Below are 14054 nucleotides of genomic sequence, written 5' to 3' on the forward strand. Positions count from 1 at the left end.
TACTCCATTTTCCGCCGCCGACCGCGATCCGCATCTCGTACCGGTACCTGACGCGGGATCGCCGGTACCTGACGCGCATCGCCTCCCGTGCCACAGCGGCCACGCACGTCTCCCGTGGCACAGGTGTGCGATGCGGCGGAGACTGAGTGATGGCGGGCGCCCCGCGTGACGAACCGTGGCGACCGCCGCCGGTCAGGAAGGGCCGGTCAGGAACGGCCGGTCGAGAGAAGGGCTGGGACACATGCACGGCTACCTGAATCTCGCGTACGACTATCCCGTTCTGGGAGCCTTCTGGACGGTGATGTGGATCTTCCTCTGGATCATCTGGCTGGTGGTCCTGTTCCGGGCGGTCGCCGATGTCTTCAGGGCCCATGACATGAACGGCTGGACGAAGTGCGCCTGGCTCCTGTTCATGCTGATCGTGCCGTTCATCGGCGTCCTCTGCTACGTGGTCGTGCACGGGGCCGACATGGGCAGGCGGGAGGTCGAGCAGCAGAAGGAGTGGCTGAAGGCGCGCGACGCCACGCTGCGGGACTACTCCGCCACGCAGAACCCGCCGAACCACGCCGAACAGCTCTCCCAGCTCTCCGAGTTGAGGACCAAGGGCGACCTCACGGAGGAGGAGTTCCAGCGGGCGAAGGAGAAGATTCTCCACTGACACCGTGGGCCGCCGGTGACTTGGTGAGCGTCGCCGATGCCACATAGGAGACGACGACGGCCACGATCACCAGCGGCATCACGGTGAGTCCCTGCGCCCCGAGCAGCAGCGTCGCCAGCAGGACGGACGTCAGCGGCAGCCCCAGCATCGCGGCACTCATCGCGCCGATGCCCATCGCGAACCCCCCGACCAGCGACAGCCCCGGCAGATGGGACATGAGCACGCCACCGGCGGCGCCCACGAACATGGAGGGGAAGATGGGCCCGCCCCGGAACCCGCCGAGCGAGACCCCGTACGCGAGGCCCTTGCAGAGCACCAGCAGGCACAGCGCCCCCGCCGAGTACGCGGCGCTGTGCGCGAGGAAGGGATCCAGCGCCGTCTGGCCGGAGTACAGCACGTCGGACGTCTGCTGGCCGGTGGCTTCCGCGTAGCCGATCGCCAGCGCCGCGACGACCAGGCCCAGGAGTACGGTGACCGGCAGCCGGCGGCGCCGGACGTGCGGCAGCAGCGCGCGGGCGAGCCACCGGATGCCCGCACCGGCGAGCGCGGCGGCCACCCCGATGACGAGCGCCCAGCCGAACTCCGCCGCGGTCGGAACCGTCGCCTTCGGCACGTCGTGCAGCGTCAGTGAGTACGTGCCGAGCCCGGTCCAGGACCCGAGGCCGATGAAGATCAGCGAGCCGATGCCGGACGCGAGCAGACCGGGCACCAACACCAGACCCAGCATCGGCCCGGCCAGCCCGGCAGCCTCCATCAGCAGGAACGCCCCGAGCAGCGGTGAGCCGAAGAGCGAGCTGACGGCCGCGAAGCTGCCCACGGCGCCGAGCATCGATGACACCTGCTGCGGTGGGTCGCGCTTCACCAGGCGTACGGCGCCGGCCGCGACCCCGGAGCCGAGGGCGAGCAGCGGCGCCTCCGGACCGAGTACCGCGCCGAAACTCAGGGTGGCCAGGGCCGCGAGCGCGATGCCGGGGAGCCAGCTGACCGGGGCGGGCGGGCCGTGCGACAGCCCCCCGCCCGGCTCGTGACCCCCCTCCCCGGGGAGATACCGGATCGTCAGCGCGACGAGCACCGCGCCGACGGCGAGCAGCGGCAGCGGCCACCACACCGGTGTGCCGTGGAAGCCGAGGGCCCGGGGCAGGTCGTCGGAGAGCAGGGGTTCCAGTTCGCCGACGAGCGCGAGGAAACCGAAGGCGAGGGCGGACACCGGGACACCGAGCAGCGCGGCCAGCAGGAGCAGTACGAGGTAACGGCGGCTCCGCAGCAGGGTGAGCGGGTCCCGCGGCACCGCGTCGGTGCTCGCCGCAGCGCCTGACGGCATACGCGATGCCTCCTCGGGGGTGTCCTCGGGGTGTCCTCGGGGATGGGACGGAGGGCGTGCCCGTTCCTCACCGTGATGGGACGAGGGCGCACCCGGGCCTCACCGTCGCACGGCACCCACCGGCCGGCCCGGGGGGATCCGCCGAACGGCCGCACCCGGAACCCCGTACGACGTCCGCGTATGCCGCCACCCGTGTGCAAGGCGGTGCCGTCACCCCCCGCCACCGCCCCCTGGCGTGCCGCTGCCGGGAGATTGGAGCGGCGGAACCTCCCGAGCGGGCACGGCCGAGAACCTGGAGGACCTGGGTGGACGGAACCTATTCGCTGATCCTGCTGCTGCTGTTCCTGTGGGGTCTGTCCTCGCGACGGCTGGCGCGCGCCGAACTCACCGCGCCGGCCGCGTTCGTCCTGCTCGGTCTGATCCTCGGCGAGGGAATCGGTGTCCTGAGCCTGGCCCCTTCGCCGGCGGCCGTGAAGACGCTCGCCGAGGTCACCCTCGCCTGGGTGCTCTTCACCGACGCGTCGCGGTTGCCCTTCCGGACGCTGCGGCCGGACCTCGGACTCTGCGCCCGGCTGCTCGGCATCGGACTGCCGCTGGCCGTGGGGCTCGGCACCTTGCTGGCGTTCGGTCTGCTGCCCGGGGTTTCCGGGTGGGCCGCCCTGTACGTGGGCGCCGCGCTCGCGCCGACGGACGCCGCGCTCGGCTCCTCGATGATGGTGAACCCGGCGGTGCCCGCGAGGATCCGCCGGCTCATCAACGTGGAGAGCGGCCTCAACGACGGCATCGCCACACCGCTCGTGGTACTCGCCCTGGCCGGTGTCGTGGCGGGCGAGAGCGGTGACCACTCCGGCGCCCCCGGTGCCGCCCTCGTGGATCTCGCCATCGGCCTGGGATACGGCTGCGCTGTCGGGCTGGTGTCCGGGTGGCTGCTGCGGGCCGCGCTGCGCCGGGGCTGGGCGGCCGATGACTTCGTCGGGGCGGGTGTCCTGGCACTGGCCTCGCTGAGCTACACCTCAGCCGTCGCGATCGGCGGCAACGGCTTCATCGCCGCCTTCGTCGCCGGTCTGGCCTTCGGCGCCATGCGCGGCACCCCGCAACCCGAGATGGTCTTCGTGGAGCAGACGGCCGGGCTGTTCTCCGCGCTGGTGTGGATGGTCTTCGGCGCCGTGATCGTGCCGACCGCGTTCGACCATCTCACCTGGCAGGCGGGGGTGTACGCGGTACTGAGCCTGACCGTGATCCGGATGCTGCCGGTGGCGTTGTCGCTGATCGGAAGCCGCCTCGGCGTGCGGACCGTCCTGTTCGTGGGCTGGTTCGGTCCGCGGGGACTGGCTTCGATCATCTTCGGCCTGCTGGCGATCGAGGAACTGGCGCCCGAGGCCGCGAAGACGGTGGTTCCGGTGGTCGCCTGCACCGTGCTGCTCAGCGTGCTGGCCCACGGCCTCACGTCCGCTCCGCTCGCCGAGTTCTACGGGCGTACGGAGACCGCCCGACGCGTCGACGCCGCCGATCCCTCAGGCCCGTCCGAGCTGCCGGTGCGGGGGATGGGGGGAGGCAGGGGGCGTGGCGGGCGGCCCAAACCGGCGGCCTGACCAGCGCCTTCGGCCTACGCTCAAGCAAAGGCGTCCGACCGTCGAAGGGAAGCCCCGTGCCGACACCCCCGCTCACCGATGCCCAGCTCGCCGAAGCCCTTGCCGGACTGCCCGGCTGGACCGTCAAGGACGGCGAGCTGACCGCGACCTACCGCGCGGAACGTGGCCGGATCCCCGCGTTCTACGCCGATGTGGCCACCGCGGAGGACAAGGCCGACCACCACGCCCGCATCACCATCCTGTACGGCACGATCACCTTCGCCCTGAACACCCACGACGCGGGGGGCGCCCTCACGGCCAAGGACACGAAAATGGCGACTCGCGTCACCCAACTGGCCACGGAACACGGGGCGTCAGTCGCTACCTGATTGGTCTGAACGGTCTGATAGGTCGGAACGGTCCGAACCGCCTGACCGGTCGGCAGAGGTGGTCGCGTGGTGGCGTTTGCGGTGTTGGCGGCCCACTCCCGGGAGGGGGTCGCTGTAGTGGTGGGCCGCTATCCGCTCCTCGTGCTGATCGTTCAGCAGATGGATCAGGAGCGCTCCCACCGCCATCAGCACGATGAGCCCGAACAGCAGGATGAGGGTGACCATGTCCTCGCCTCCTCAGTTCGACCCTACTCCGGCTGTACGCACGCGCTACCAGGGCCGGAGTGCTGCCGGACTGCAGCGGGAGTGCTGCCGGACTACAGCCGGAGTCACCTGGTCAGGAGCGTCCGGAGCGCCTTGACGACCTCGGCCGGGGACTCCTCCGCCATGAAGTGACCGCAGGTGACCGTCCGGTGCTCCAGCGCCGGTGCCCAGGCGCGCCACAGGGCGGAGGCGTCGTAGCCCAGGGCCGCGCCCCAGTCCTGCTGGAGGACGGTCACCGGCATCGTGAGGCGGCGGCCCGCGGCCCGGTCGGCGCGGTCGTGGTCGACGTCGATGCCCGCCGACGCGCGGTAGTCCGCCACGATGGACGGCACCGCCTCGCGCGACGCCCGGAGGTACGCGGCACGCACGTCGGCGGGGATGGCGTCCGGGTCCCGGGTCCAGCCGTCGAGGAAGTGGCCGAAGAACGCGTCGGGCGCGGCCTCGATCAACTGCTCGGGCAGACCGGGCGGCTGGGCCATCAGATACAGGTGGAAGCCGACCGCCGCCGAGGTCCCGTGCAGCACGTCCCACATGTCCAGGGTCGGCAGTACGTCGAGCGCGGCTAGGTGCGTGACGGTGTCGGGGTGGTCGAGTCCGGCGCGTACGGCGACCAGGGCGCCCCGGTCATGCCCGGCCAGGGCGAACCGCTCGTGCCCGAGCGCGCGGGCCAGCGCGACGACGTCGGCGGCCATGGCGCGCTTGGCGTATGCGGTGCCTTCCGGGTCGGCCGGCTTGTCGCTCGCGCCGTATCCGCGCAGGTCGGGGCAGATGACGGTGTGGTCGGCCGCGAGGTCGGCGGCGACGTGCCGCCACATCAGATGCGTCTGCGGGAAGCCGTGCAGCAGCACGATCGGGCTGCCGGAGCCGCCGACGGCCGCGCTGAGGGAGACACCGTCGGCGACGGGGACGCGGTGGTACGTGAAATCGGCGAGGGTCGTCGGAGTCGGAGTCGAAGTCGGTGACGCGGGTCCTGATACGGGTCCTGACATGGTTCGCTGCTCTCTTCGGTCACGCGGAAAGGCCGGACACATCGAGCTTCCCGTGGGCGAATCAGCGTCCGGTCAGCACACCTCGTACACCTCGGTACGGTTGCGGCATGGAGCGCGTCACCTTCCAGGTGCTCGGGCCGGTCACGGCCCGGGACGAGCACGGCGTACCCATCGCGCTGAAGGGCCCCCGGCACCGCGCCGTCCTGGCCCGCCTGATCGTCGCCCGCACCCGCGTCGTCCCGGTCGCCCGTCTGGTCGACGACCTGTGGGACGAGCCGCCGGCCGGTGCGGTCGGCGCCGTACAGACCTTCGTCGCGGCACTGCGCCGGGTACTGGAACCGGGCCGTCCGCCGCGTACCCCCGCCCGGCTGCTGGTCACCGAGGGACCGGGGTACGCGCTGCGGGCCGCACCGGACGCCGTGGACGCCTGGCGCTTCGAAGCGGCCGTCGCCTCCGTCGCCGTCACCACCGACGGCACCGACCGGCTTGAGGAGGCGCTCGGCCTGTGGCACGGGCCCGCGTACGCCGAGTTCGCGGACGAGGACTGGGCGCGTGGCGAGCGGGCGCGCCTCGGTGAGCTGCGGCTCCAGGCGGTGGAGCGGCTGGCGGCCGCCCGGCTCGACCTGGGGCGCGCGGCGCAGGCGGTGCCCGAACTGGAGGCCCATCTCGCCGACCACCCGTGGCGCGAGGACGCGTGGCGGCTGCTGGCACTCGCGCTCTACCGGACCAGCCGCCAGGGCGACGCCCTCGCCGTGCTGCGCCGCGCCCGGAGCACGCTCGTGGACGAACTGGGCGTGGAGCCGGGCGCGGGCCTGCGCCGCCTGGAGGCGGACATCCTCGCCCAGGACCCGCGCCTGGACCCCGACTCCGGCCCGGCCCCCGGCTACGGCTTCGACCCCGGCCTCGACCTCACGGAGTCGGCGGCGGCCCGTCTCTGGACACGCGCGGCGGCGGCCTACGACCGTACGGTCGCCGCCGGCGCCCGTGCCCGTCTCGAATCCACGGTCGGCCTGCTCCGGAACCTCGCGGTCACCGGCGGCGGCGGTCTGGAGGAGGCGCGCGGGCACCGGATGGCGGCGGTCGAAGCGGCCGAGGCGTCCGGGGACCCGGTCCTGACCGCCGGGGTGATCGGCGCGTACGACGTCCCCGCGATCTGGACCCGCGCCGACGACCCGGAACTGGCCCGCCGGATCGTCGCGGCGGCCGAACGCACCCTCACCGCACTCCCGGACGGCGACCCCTACGCCCCGGCGCGCTGCCGCCTGCTCGCCACGGTCGCCGTCGAGTCACGCGGCACCCGCTCCCCGCGCGCACCCACCGCCGCGCGCGAGGCCGAACGGATCGCCCGCCGCCTGGACGCCCCGGCCCTGCTGGCGTTCGCCCTCAACGGCGTGTTCATGCAGAGCTGTACGGGGGCGGGCCGCGCACCGCACCGCGATGCCATCGGCGCGGAACTGATCGCCCTGTCCGCCCGCCACGGCCTCGTCACCTACGAGGTACTCGGCCACCTCGTCCGGCTCCAAGCCCGTTGCGCCCTGGCCGACTTCACGGCGGCCGACACCCATGCCACCGCCGTGGACCGCCTCGCCGAACGCCACGAACTGCCGCTGGCCCCGGTGTTCACGCGGTGGTACGGGGCACTGCGGCTGGCGGCGACCGGCGAGATCGCCCGCGCGCAGGCCGCGTACCGCACCGCCGTCACCCACCTCGAAGGCACCGGCATGCCCGGCCTGACCCGGGGCATCGCGCCCCTCGCCCTGCTGAGCCTGCGCCTGAACGACCGCCCCCGGGACGCCATGGAGGCCGCCCGGCACGTGGACATCACCGAGGACTGGGGCCCGTACCTCCCCTGGGCCGAGCCCTTCGCGTCCCTGCGCACGGGCCACCGCACCGCGGCCCGGCACGCGCTACGGGCACTCCCCGAGCCGCCCCCGGACCTCATGTACGAGGCCCTGTGCTGCCTGGAGGCGGCGGTCGCCCTGGAACTGGCCGACGAACCGACCCTGCCCCGTGTCCACGCCCGACTGGCCCCGGCCCGGGACGAACTCGCGGGCGCGGGCTCCGGTTTGCTCACCCTCGGCCCAACAGCCCACTGGCTGAGGGAGATCGAGGCTGCCTGATGACCAATAGAGGGTGCGTCAGAGCCAGTTGACGACGGCGAGGGTGATGAGGGTGGCGAGCGCGGCGGCACCGGCGCAGATGCCGACGGCGGCGGCGATCTTCAGGGCGGCGGGCTTGGCCTCCTGCCAGCCCAACTCCTCGGTCACGCCCCGGATCAGCCGATGGCCTTCGGCGGACGAGAAGGTGTACTGCTCGGAGCCGTCCAGGCTCCGGTTCGACGTGATGGAGAGGGTGCGGCCGACGGACACGGTCTTGCCCAGCCGCACTCCGCCCAGGCCCACTTCGTACTCGACGGTGCGGACGACATCCGTCAGCGTGAAGGTCTTCTCCTCCGGGCGCAGCGCGATGCGGTAGGTGTGCACCTGGGTGATCCGCTGCCGGGTCAGCAGTTGCTGCCACTGTGGGAGGTGGACGTCCACGGTCACGTCGAATCCGTCCTCCGTACGGCACATCCGGTACGGGGTGCCCGCGGTGGCGGCCTCGATGCGGGCGTACAACTCATCGGCGGAATCAACGCTGTTGGCAGTCACGAGCAGGCACGTTAACAGCACCGGTGAGTTCGTCCTCGCGTCAGGAGCCGGTCGGCGTGAAGGACCTGTGTGCCTCGATGAAGTGGCGTTTACCCGCCGCCGCCTGTCCGGCCGGCGAGGAGACCCACAGGTCGTACATTTTGCCGCCTTGGTCCCAGCTCAGGTCGTAGGTGTGGCGTGGCCCGCCGTCCCCGGCGCCGCCGTCCCAGGTGAACTCCCAGACAGCAGCCGGGAATCCGTTGTGCGTGGTCGCGCGGACCGAGCCGTTCCGGTAGCCGGGGTAGTCCGACGGGCCGTTCCTGTGCGCCTGCTGCATCACCGCGAGGGGGCCGTTCGGGTCCAGTGGCTGGGGGTGGACGCCGATACGGAAGGCGTTGTCGGCGGAGTTGTAGAAGACGCGGGGCGGTTCGGCGGAGCGGATGAAGCCGGTGGGCGCGGCCATCGTGAAGCCGGTCGGGTCGGAGACGGTCCGGTAGCCGGCGGGGGCGTCCGGGGGAGTGGGTTTGCCGGTGCCGTCGCCGCTCGGTCCGGGGGTGGCGGAAGCCTTCTTACCGGGACCCTTCGAGGCGTCGGGGCTCTTGGAGGTGTCGGGACTCTCGGAGGGTGTCTTGGAGGGCTTCTTGCTCACGTCCTCGGACTCCTGCTTCTCCCGCACCTCGTTCGCGGGACCGCCGGGCCCTGTCGCCTCCGTACCGGGATCGTCCCTGGTCAGAACCCACGCGCCGGTGCCGCCCGCGGCGAGGACGACGACCAGGGCGCCGGCGAGGAGTGCCGTGCGGATACGGGGGCGGGGGGTCGGCGCGGGGGCGGGGGTGCCGAGCACGATGGGGTCGCCGGGAGGGGGCGGCGCGTCGGACTGGTGGGTCGCCGGTGCGTGGGTCGCCGGTGTGTGGTGCGTCGGCTCGTGGGTCACCGGTGTGTGGGGTCCTGCCGGGTAGGCCACCGGTGTGTGGGCCACGGTGGGCATCCGCGCCTCCGCGAGGAAGCCGCGCAGTGCCCGCTCCGCCTCATCCGTATCGAGCCGTCGCCTGGGATCCCGTTCGAGGAGACCGTTCACGACGGGAAGCAGCGGGCCCGCAGCTTCGGGCACCTCGATGTCGTCCATGACCACGGCGTGCAGCACCCCCGCCAACGAATCGCGACGGAACGGCGACTCACCCGCGACGGCGGCGCAGAGCAGCACCCCGAGCGACCACAGGTCGGATTCCGGTCCCGTCCGCTTCCCCGACATCCGCTCCGGGGCGGTGTATTCCGGGGAGCCGACGAACGCGCCCGTCTCGGTCAGCGTCGTCTGCCCGTCGACCTGGGCGATCCCGAAGTCGGAGAGTACGACGCGCCCGGTGCCGGACTCCATGAGGACGTTCGCGGGTTTGAGGTCACGGTGCAGCACTCCCACCGAGTGCGCGGCGCGCAGCGCGGCGAGCAGCGCGAGGCCGATACGGGCCGCCTCGGCGGGCGGGACCGGGCCGTCCGCCGCGATCCGGTCGGCGAGCGAGTTGCCGTCGATCAGCTCCATCACGAGCCAGGGCCGCTCGTCGTGCTCGACGACGTCGTGCAGGACGAGGACGCCGGGGTGCTTCACCTGCGCGACCGACCGGGCCTCGCGCAGTGTGCGTTCGCGCCGGCTCGCGGCTTCGACGGGCGAGAGCCCCTGGTCGAAATGCAACTCCTTCAACGCGACGTCCCGGCCGAGCAGTTCGTCACCCGCCCGCCAGACCGTACCCATTCCGCCGCGCCCGAGCGGTGCCGTGAGGCGGTAACGCCCCGCTATCAGATCCCCGTGACTTGCCATGGCGGGCATCATACGAACTCGCGATAGGAAAGGGGTGGTTGGGCGTATTCGATGACGGCGGTGCGGGAGATGTGTGCTGGACTGGTGAAGGGAATTCCCAAATCATCCCAAGGGGAAAGCCCCCTTCCGCTATTACGTCATTTCAAGGGGCCCTGCGGCGGGACATTGCCGGGGCCAGACCGGCGCCCACCACTCATCGCCCTGACACCCCTCGTACCGCGCGTCCGTCGTGGGGGTCCGGTCGGGGAAGTGGAGCACGTCACCCCCGGCGTCTCAGCCTCCAGCTTGATCATCTACCCGACAACACGCATATCGGCGAAGTGCCATGGACCAGCCGCCACTGGCTCCCCTAACGTCCTGGTAACGGCGAGGAACAACCCCGTAGGGGGGCGCACGATGGCACGTGAGGAACTGACCCGCCTGACCGGCACGGTCGGTGGACCCGACGGCGACGACGACGATTGCCCCAACGTCTACCGGACGAAGAGCGGTTCATTCGTCGTCCAGGGAGACGTCTCCGACGCCTTCGCCACCCGTGACGGCGAGGGCCTGGTGGAGATCCCCGAGCACATTCTGAGGGAGGCTGTTCGTGCTCTTGGCTGGTGAGGACTGGCGTAGGTTCTTCGACGCCTTCGAGCGGGAGGCTTGGCGCTTCGAGGCGCAGCCCACGTACACCATGCCGAGCGAGCAGGAGAACGTCGCCCGCTTCCTGAGGGGCGAGGACAAGCCCGCCGAGCACAATGCCCGCTGGCATGAACGGGTGCGCGGATATGTCGCGTCGGGCAGGAGTATCGGCCGGGTACGTGTCGTACGCCGACCGCTCACCGAATACCAGCGGTATCAATTCGCCTGGGGAATCCCCGGCAACATCGCGGCCGGTGAGGACATTCGCGTCCTGGACGTGACCGGGGACGACTACGGCTTGCCGCTTTCCGGCAGGGACTGGTGGATGTTCGACGCATCCCGCATCGCCCATCTCAACTTCCGCCCGGACGGCACACAGATCAACCGCGAGGCATACGAGGGCGACCCGGCACCGTACCGGCAGTGGAAGCGAATCGCCCTGGAGCGGGCGGTGCCGTTCGAGGAGTACGTGAAGGGCCTTGACGCTTGACCCTGGGCGTTTCCAACTCCCGCCGCATCCCGGCGCAGATTCCCCACGCCCCGTTTCAGGTGCCGTGAGCGTCCGGCCTGCGTCCGATGGCCAGCAGGTGGGAGCTTGCCGCGAGCAGCTCGGGATACGGCTCCGCCAAGCGGGCAGCGGCGAGTGCCGATTCGAACAGCGATGTGTCGCGGAAGCTTTCGCCGGTGCTGCGCTCGGCAGCGGCAAGCATCGACCAGGCAGGGCCCTCGACACCGAACACCTCGACGCCCTCGAAACCGGCGGTGACCGCTTCGTCGCGCAACTGCTCGCCGCTGTGGAAGTAGGCAGCGGTGAACGCCTTCTTCCCGTCATGGAACTGCGAGGCGAGAATGCCGCCGACGCTCTTCCGCATGCCCTCCTTGTGGAGGTGTGCGAAGGCGGCGTGTTCGAACAGACTGGAGTACCGGTTGATGCCCGCGGCCGCCAGTAGGCCGCCGGGCTTGAGCACCCGCAGCGCCTCGGCCAGCGCGTGGTCGCGGTCGGCGCGTTCGATCAGGTGGTACAGCGGCCCCAGCATGAGCACCACGTCGTGCGAGGCGTCCGCGGCAGTGAGTTCCCGGGCGTCGCCGAGTTCCACGGTGGCACCGGTCTGCTCGGCCTGCTCGATGTGCCGGGCGAGCGGGTCGACCAGGTGCACGGTGTAGCCCTCATCGACAAGCCAACGGGCGTGAGCCCCTGGTCCGCCGCCGACGTCGAGGATGCGTGCGGGTGGCGGGGGGAGGTAGCGGCGCAGCAGTTCCTGGGTACGTACCATCTCCAGCCGGCCGTCGGCTGTGGCGGTGAGCCGGTCGGCCTCGTTGATGGACTGTGTGTAGAACCTCACGATCTCCGGAGCTACCTCAAAGTTCGTCATGGGGGCATTCTGAGGGTTCACCGGCGGGGCCGTCCTCAGTGCATGGATGCCGGGAGTACGGCCCTCGCCTGTTCGTACAGGGCTCGGGCGTGGGCGTTCTTGGTGTGCGGGCGGATCAGTCCGACCATGGTCCGCATACGGTCGTCGGCGCGGCCGGACTGCACCAGGGGCCATTCGTCCAGCGCGGATGTCCAGGTCTCGCAGGCTGCCTCAAGGTGGCCGAGCTGTAGTTGCCGCTCAGCCAGCGTCGCGCGGTGGCGGACCCGGGCACGTCGGTAGACCCCGAAGCGCAGTTGGTCCGATTGCTCCATGGCTTCCACGGACCCGGCCAAGTCGCCCAGCTCATAACGGACTTGGGAGATGTGATAGTTGAGCGAAGACGGGTCGTACGACCCGAAGGGCTTGCTGCGGCTCTCCGCACGGTCCATGGCTGCTTCCGCCTCGCGGATGTGCCGTAGGGCGCCTGTGCGGTTGCCCAGGAGAGCCGCCGCGTGCGCTTGCTGACCGGCGAGGAACGCCCGCATTCGGGGTCCCGCCGCCGGGGACGCGGCAGCGGCAGCGTCCGCGAGGTTCATCGCCTTCGCGCCGTGCCCGAGGTCAACGGCCTGGACGCTCATGCCGCGCAGCGTGGTGCAGTACGTGAGGTGGTCTTCGGACGCTCCCGCGAGCTCAAGAGCCTTGACGTAGTAGCGCTGGGCGAGCCCGTGCAGCCCCTCGTCCACGGCCATGTATCCGGTGAGGTAGCTGAGGTCGGAGGCCGCCGCCATCATCGCCTTGCGTACGTCGTCGGGGGCGTCCGCGTGCAGGTAGTCGGCGACGGTGTTGACCAGGAAAGCGGCGGCCATGGGGCGGGCGTGGCGTCCGCCGAACTGGTCGTCCAGCTCGGACACCTTGGTGGTCATGTCGATGACCATCTGGACCTCGTGCATCCCTATACGGGTCGCCCGGCCGCTCTTGAACGCCTCCAGCCGCCCCAGCACATCCGGCCAACCGGGAATCGTGAGCGCGACGGAGAACAACCCGGCACCGAGAACGCCGCGCCGTGACGGATCCATGTCCTGCCTGCCCAGCTCGATCAACCCTTCCACCGTGTCACCCGTGGTGGCCGAGTCTTCGCGCTTGGCCGGTGGAAATCCTGCTTCCGCGTGGGTGACGTGCCGGTTCAGCTTCCGTCGCAGTGCCTCAAGGATGCACCGCCGCGCGGGTTCCCGGGGAACCGTCCCGTTCAGCCAATGCGTCACGGCGGATTCGTCGTAGCGGAGCGGGGTGCCTGTCTCCGTGCCAACGGCGTTCGTCTGCCGTGCCAGTTGAGCGTGCGTCCAACCCGCCTCGCCGATCAGCCGAGCCAACCCCGCGTTCGGTTCCCGCTTGCTCATCGCTCCGACTCCCCGCGCGAACTTTCAAGGCTTTCAAGTCCTGGTCCGGACTCCAAGCTATCGCGGAGCGTGCCCGTGCGGTTGCTTAGAGGTGAAGAGATCAACAGGCGGAAGCGAGAGGCCAGCCATGAAAGCCCAGAGACCTCTGGACCAGGCGGAGATGCCGGGATGTGCCGAATCCGCGGAAATTCCTGCCGTCGGGGCTCTGGTCCATGACGTGGGTACGGACACGGTCGGCGAGTTTCGCGGTGAGTGGTGCGGGCTGTGGTCGCTGCGCCCTGTAACTGGCGGCAAGGAATGGACCGTTGACCCGGAGGACGTGCGGTCGGCGAGTCCCGAGCAGCGATTACGCGCCGAGAATGCCCGGCTCAATGCGCGGAGTCGGGGTGAGTACCTGTGACCAAGACGACCCGCCGCGTATTCCGCTTCGTCCGATGGACGTTACGCCCCGACCAGGACCCCGACGCCCCACCCCTCACGTACTCCCTCCGCTGCCTCACCCTCATCACCGACGACACCGAATGCGACGCCAAGTCACCCCCCAGCACCGACCCCACCGAACCCCAGACCTGGGCCTTCACGCACCTCCGCGCCCACCCCGACCACACCAGCTACGCCGAAGTCATCGAACGCCCCTGGGTGATGTGGTGCGAGGGCACGGGATGAGCTACTGCTCCGAAGTCCACGCCGAAGGTCCGGTCTACGGCACCGGCGAAACCGCCCACCACATCCTCGGCACCTTCCAGACCATCTCCCCGGTACTGGCCCTCCGTTGGCTCCGCAGCCAGGCACTCCGCATCGCGGACCACCTAGACCCGGACCCCGCGCGAGCCCCCTGGGCGCAACCGGCCCCGCGTGAACCCGACTGCCCCACGGAGTTACGCGTATGGGCCGAGGACCGAGAGGAACACCGCGCCGCCCGCGCGTACCTCAAGGCGGGCCTCCCTCTCTCCGCCACCTTCCCGGACACGGGCTGCACGTACACCCTCCGCTTCCGGCCCCTCCACCGCCCCGTGGAGTGAGTGACCCAAGAAACCATGCCCGAA

General features: G+C 70.9%; 15 protein-coding genes. 8 read left to right on the forward strand and 7 right to left on the reverse strand.

Annotated features, from left to right (window positions below):
• The first annotated feature begins 241 nt into the window (after positions 1–241).
• Positions 242–658 (forward strand): SHOCT domain-containing protein, encoded by a 417-nt coding sequence (locus ACFVT5_RS28235; RefSeq protein ID WP_389893759.1) that lies wholly within the window; start codon positions 242–244, stop codon positions 656–658.
• Here ACFVT5_RS28235 and ACFVT5_RS28240 read toward each other — a convergent pair.
• On the reverse strand, positions 612–1979 hold the full coding sequence (locus ACFVT5_RS28240; protein ID WP_389893761.1) for a chloride channel protein: 1368 nt from the start codon (positions 1977–1979) through the stop codon (positions 612–614). The genes ACFVT5_RS28235 and ACFVT5_RS28240 overlap by 47 nt on opposite strands.
• A gap of 305 nt (positions 1980–2284) precedes the next feature.
• On the opposite strand from ACFVT5_RS28240, the gene ACFVT5_RS28245 reads away from it, so the two are divergent.
• Entirely contained in the window at positions 2285–3571 is a 1287-nt protein-coding gene (locus ACFVT5_RS28245) for a cation:proton antiporter (protein WP_389893763.1), read from the forward strand.
• 56 nt (positions 3572–3627) lie between these two features.
• Complete coding sequence (locus ACFVT5_RS28250; RefSeq protein WP_389893765.1) at positions 3628–3939, forward strand: 4a-hydroxytetrahydrobiopterin dehydratase; 312 nt, start codon at positions 3628–3630, stop codon at positions 3937–3939.
• On the opposite strand, the gene ACFVT5_RS28255 is transcribed toward ACFVT5_RS28250, so the two are convergent.
• Both ACFVT5_RS28255 and ACFVT5_RS28260 read right to left on the reverse strand, forming a co-directional pair.
• Positions 3925–4164, reverse strand: a complete 240-nt coding sequence (locus ACFVT5_RS28255; RefSeq protein ID WP_389893767.1) for a hypothetical protein — start codon at positions 4162–4164, stop codon at positions 3925–3927. The two genes, ACFVT5_RS28250 and ACFVT5_RS28255, sit on opposite strands and share 15 nt — an antisense overlap.
• A 104-nt stretch (positions 4165–4268) precedes the next feature.
• Positions 4269–5192 carry an alpha/beta fold hydrolase gene (locus ACFVT5_RS28260; protein WP_389893769.1) on the reverse strand — a complete coding sequence of 308 codons (924 nt, stop codon included), beginning with the start codon at positions 5190–5192 and terminating at the stop codon, positions 4269–4271.
• Positions 5193–5299: 107 nt separating this feature from the next.
• Here ACFVT5_RS28260 and ACFVT5_RS28265 point away from each other — a divergent pair, with 107 nt between their 5' ends.
• Entirely contained in the window at positions 5300–7312 is a 2013-nt protein-coding gene (locus ACFVT5_RS28265) for a BTAD domain-containing putative transcriptional regulator (protein WP_389893771.1), read from the forward strand.
• 18 nt (positions 7313–7330) lie between these two features.
• On the opposite strand, the gene ACFVT5_RS28270 is transcribed toward ACFVT5_RS28265, so the two are convergent.
• Together ACFVT5_RS28270 and ACFVT5_RS28275 are read right to left on the reverse strand one after the other, a co-directional pair.
• Positions 7331–7843, reverse strand: coding sequence for a hypothetical protein (locus ACFVT5_RS28270; protein ID WP_389893773.1), 513 nt, complete (start codon positions 7841–7843; stop codon positions 7331–7333).
• A gap of 40 nt (positions 7844–7883) precedes the next feature.
• Positions 7884–9635: a protein kinase gene (locus tag ACFVT5_RS28275; protein ID WP_389893775.1), complete on the reverse strand. Its 1752-nt coding sequence runs from the start codon at positions 9633–9635 to the stop codon at positions 7884–7886.
• Positions 9636–10031: 396 nt separating this feature from the next.
• Between ACFVT5_RS28275 and ACFVT5_RS28280 the strand changes: the two genes are divergently transcribed.
• Together ACFVT5_RS28280 and ACFVT5_RS28285 are read left to right on the forward strand one after the other, a co-directional pair.
• Complete coding sequence (locus ACFVT5_RS28280) at positions 10032–10241, forward strand: hypothetical protein (protein WP_389893777.1); 210 nt, start codon at positions 10032–10034, stop codon at positions 10239–10241.
• On the forward strand, positions 10225–10749 hold the full coding sequence (locus ACFVT5_RS28285; RefSeq protein ID WP_389893779.1) for a DUF6879 family protein: 525 nt from the start codon (positions 10225–10227) through the stop codon (positions 10747–10749). Before ACFVT5_RS28280 ends, ACFVT5_RS28285 begins: the two co-directional genes overlap by 17 nt.
• 55 nt (positions 10750–10804) lie before the next feature.
• On the opposite strand, the gene ACFVT5_RS28290 is transcribed toward ACFVT5_RS28285, so the two are convergent.
• Entirely contained in the window at positions 10805–11632 is an 828-nt protein-coding gene (locus ACFVT5_RS28290; RefSeq protein WP_389893781.1) for a class I SAM-dependent methyltransferase, read from the reverse strand.
• Between the two features lie 35 nt (positions 11633–11667).
• Positions 11668–13008, reverse strand: coding sequence for a tetratricopeptide repeat protein (locus tag ACFVT5_RS28295; RefSeq protein ID WP_389893783.1), 1341 nt, complete (start codon positions 13006–13008; stop codon positions 11668–11670).
• Positions 13009–13404: 396 nt separating this feature from the next.
• Between ACFVT5_RS28295 and ACFVT5_RS28300 the strand changes: the two genes are divergently transcribed.
• A complete protein-coding gene (locus ACFVT5_RS28300) occupies positions 13405–13674 on the forward strand; it encodes a hypothetical protein (RefSeq protein WP_389893785.1) in 270 nt (89 codons plus the stop codon).
• Positions 13671–14030: a hypothetical protein gene (locus tag ACFVT5_RS28305; protein ID WP_389893787.1), complete on the forward strand. Its 360-nt coding sequence runs from the start codon at positions 13671–13673 to the stop codon at positions 14028–14030. The genes ACFVT5_RS28300 and ACFVT5_RS28305 overlap by 4 nt, the downstream gene beginning before the upstream one ends.
• Positions 14031–14054 lie beyond the last annotated feature (24 nt).

It is taken from the genome of Streptomyces sp. NPDC058001 (genome assembly GCF_042886315.1).
Lineage (GTDB): Bacteria > Actinomycetota > Actinomycetes > Streptomycetales > Streptomycetaceae > Streptomyces.

What these genes read in the sequence shown, in the direction of transcription:
- ACFVT5_RS28290 (WP_389893781.1), bottom strand. Translation starts at nt 11,632, where the DNA reads ATGACGAACTTTGAGGTAGCTCCGGAGATCGTGAGGTTCTACACACAG.
- ACFVT5_RS28265 (WP_389893771.1), top strand. Translation starts at nt 5,300, where the DNA reads ATGGAGCGCGTCACCTTCCAGGTGCTCGGGCCGGTCACGGCCCGGGAC.
- ACFVT5_RS28280 (WP_389893777.1), top strand. Translation starts at nt 10,032, where the DNA reads ATGGCACGTGAGGAACTGACCCGCCTGACCGGCACGGTCGGTGGACCC.
- ACFVT5_RS28255 (WP_389893767.1), bottom strand. Translation starts at nt 4,164, where the DNA reads ATGGTCACCCTCATCCTGCTGTTCGGGCTCATCGTGCTGATGGCGGTG.
- ACFVT5_RS28260 (WP_389893769.1), bottom strand. Translation starts at nt 5,192, where the DNA reads ATGTCAGGACCCGTATCAGGACCCGCGTCACCGACTTCGACTCCGACT.
- ACFVT5_RS28235 (WP_389893759.1), top strand. Translation starts at nt 242, where the DNA reads ATGCACGGCTACCTGAATCTCGCGTACGACTATCCCGTTCTGGGAGCC.
- ACFVT5_RS28240 (WP_389893761.1), bottom strand. Translation starts at nt 1,979, where the DNA reads ATGCCGTCAGGCGCTGCGGCGAGCACCGACGCGGTGCCGCGGGACCCG.
- ACFVT5_RS28275 (WP_389893775.1), bottom strand. Translation starts at nt 9,635, where the DNA reads ATGGCAAGTCACGGGGATCTGATAGCGGGGCGTTACCGCCTCACGGCA.
- ACFVT5_RS28305 (WP_389893787.1), top strand. Translation starts at nt 13,671, where the DNA reads ATGAGCTACTGCTCCGAAGTCCACGCCGAAGGTCCGGTCTACGGCACC.
- ACFVT5_RS28295 (WP_389893783.1), bottom strand. Translation starts at nt 13,008, where the DNA reads ATGAGCAAGCGGGAACCGAACGCGGGGTTGGCTCGGCTGATCGGCGAG.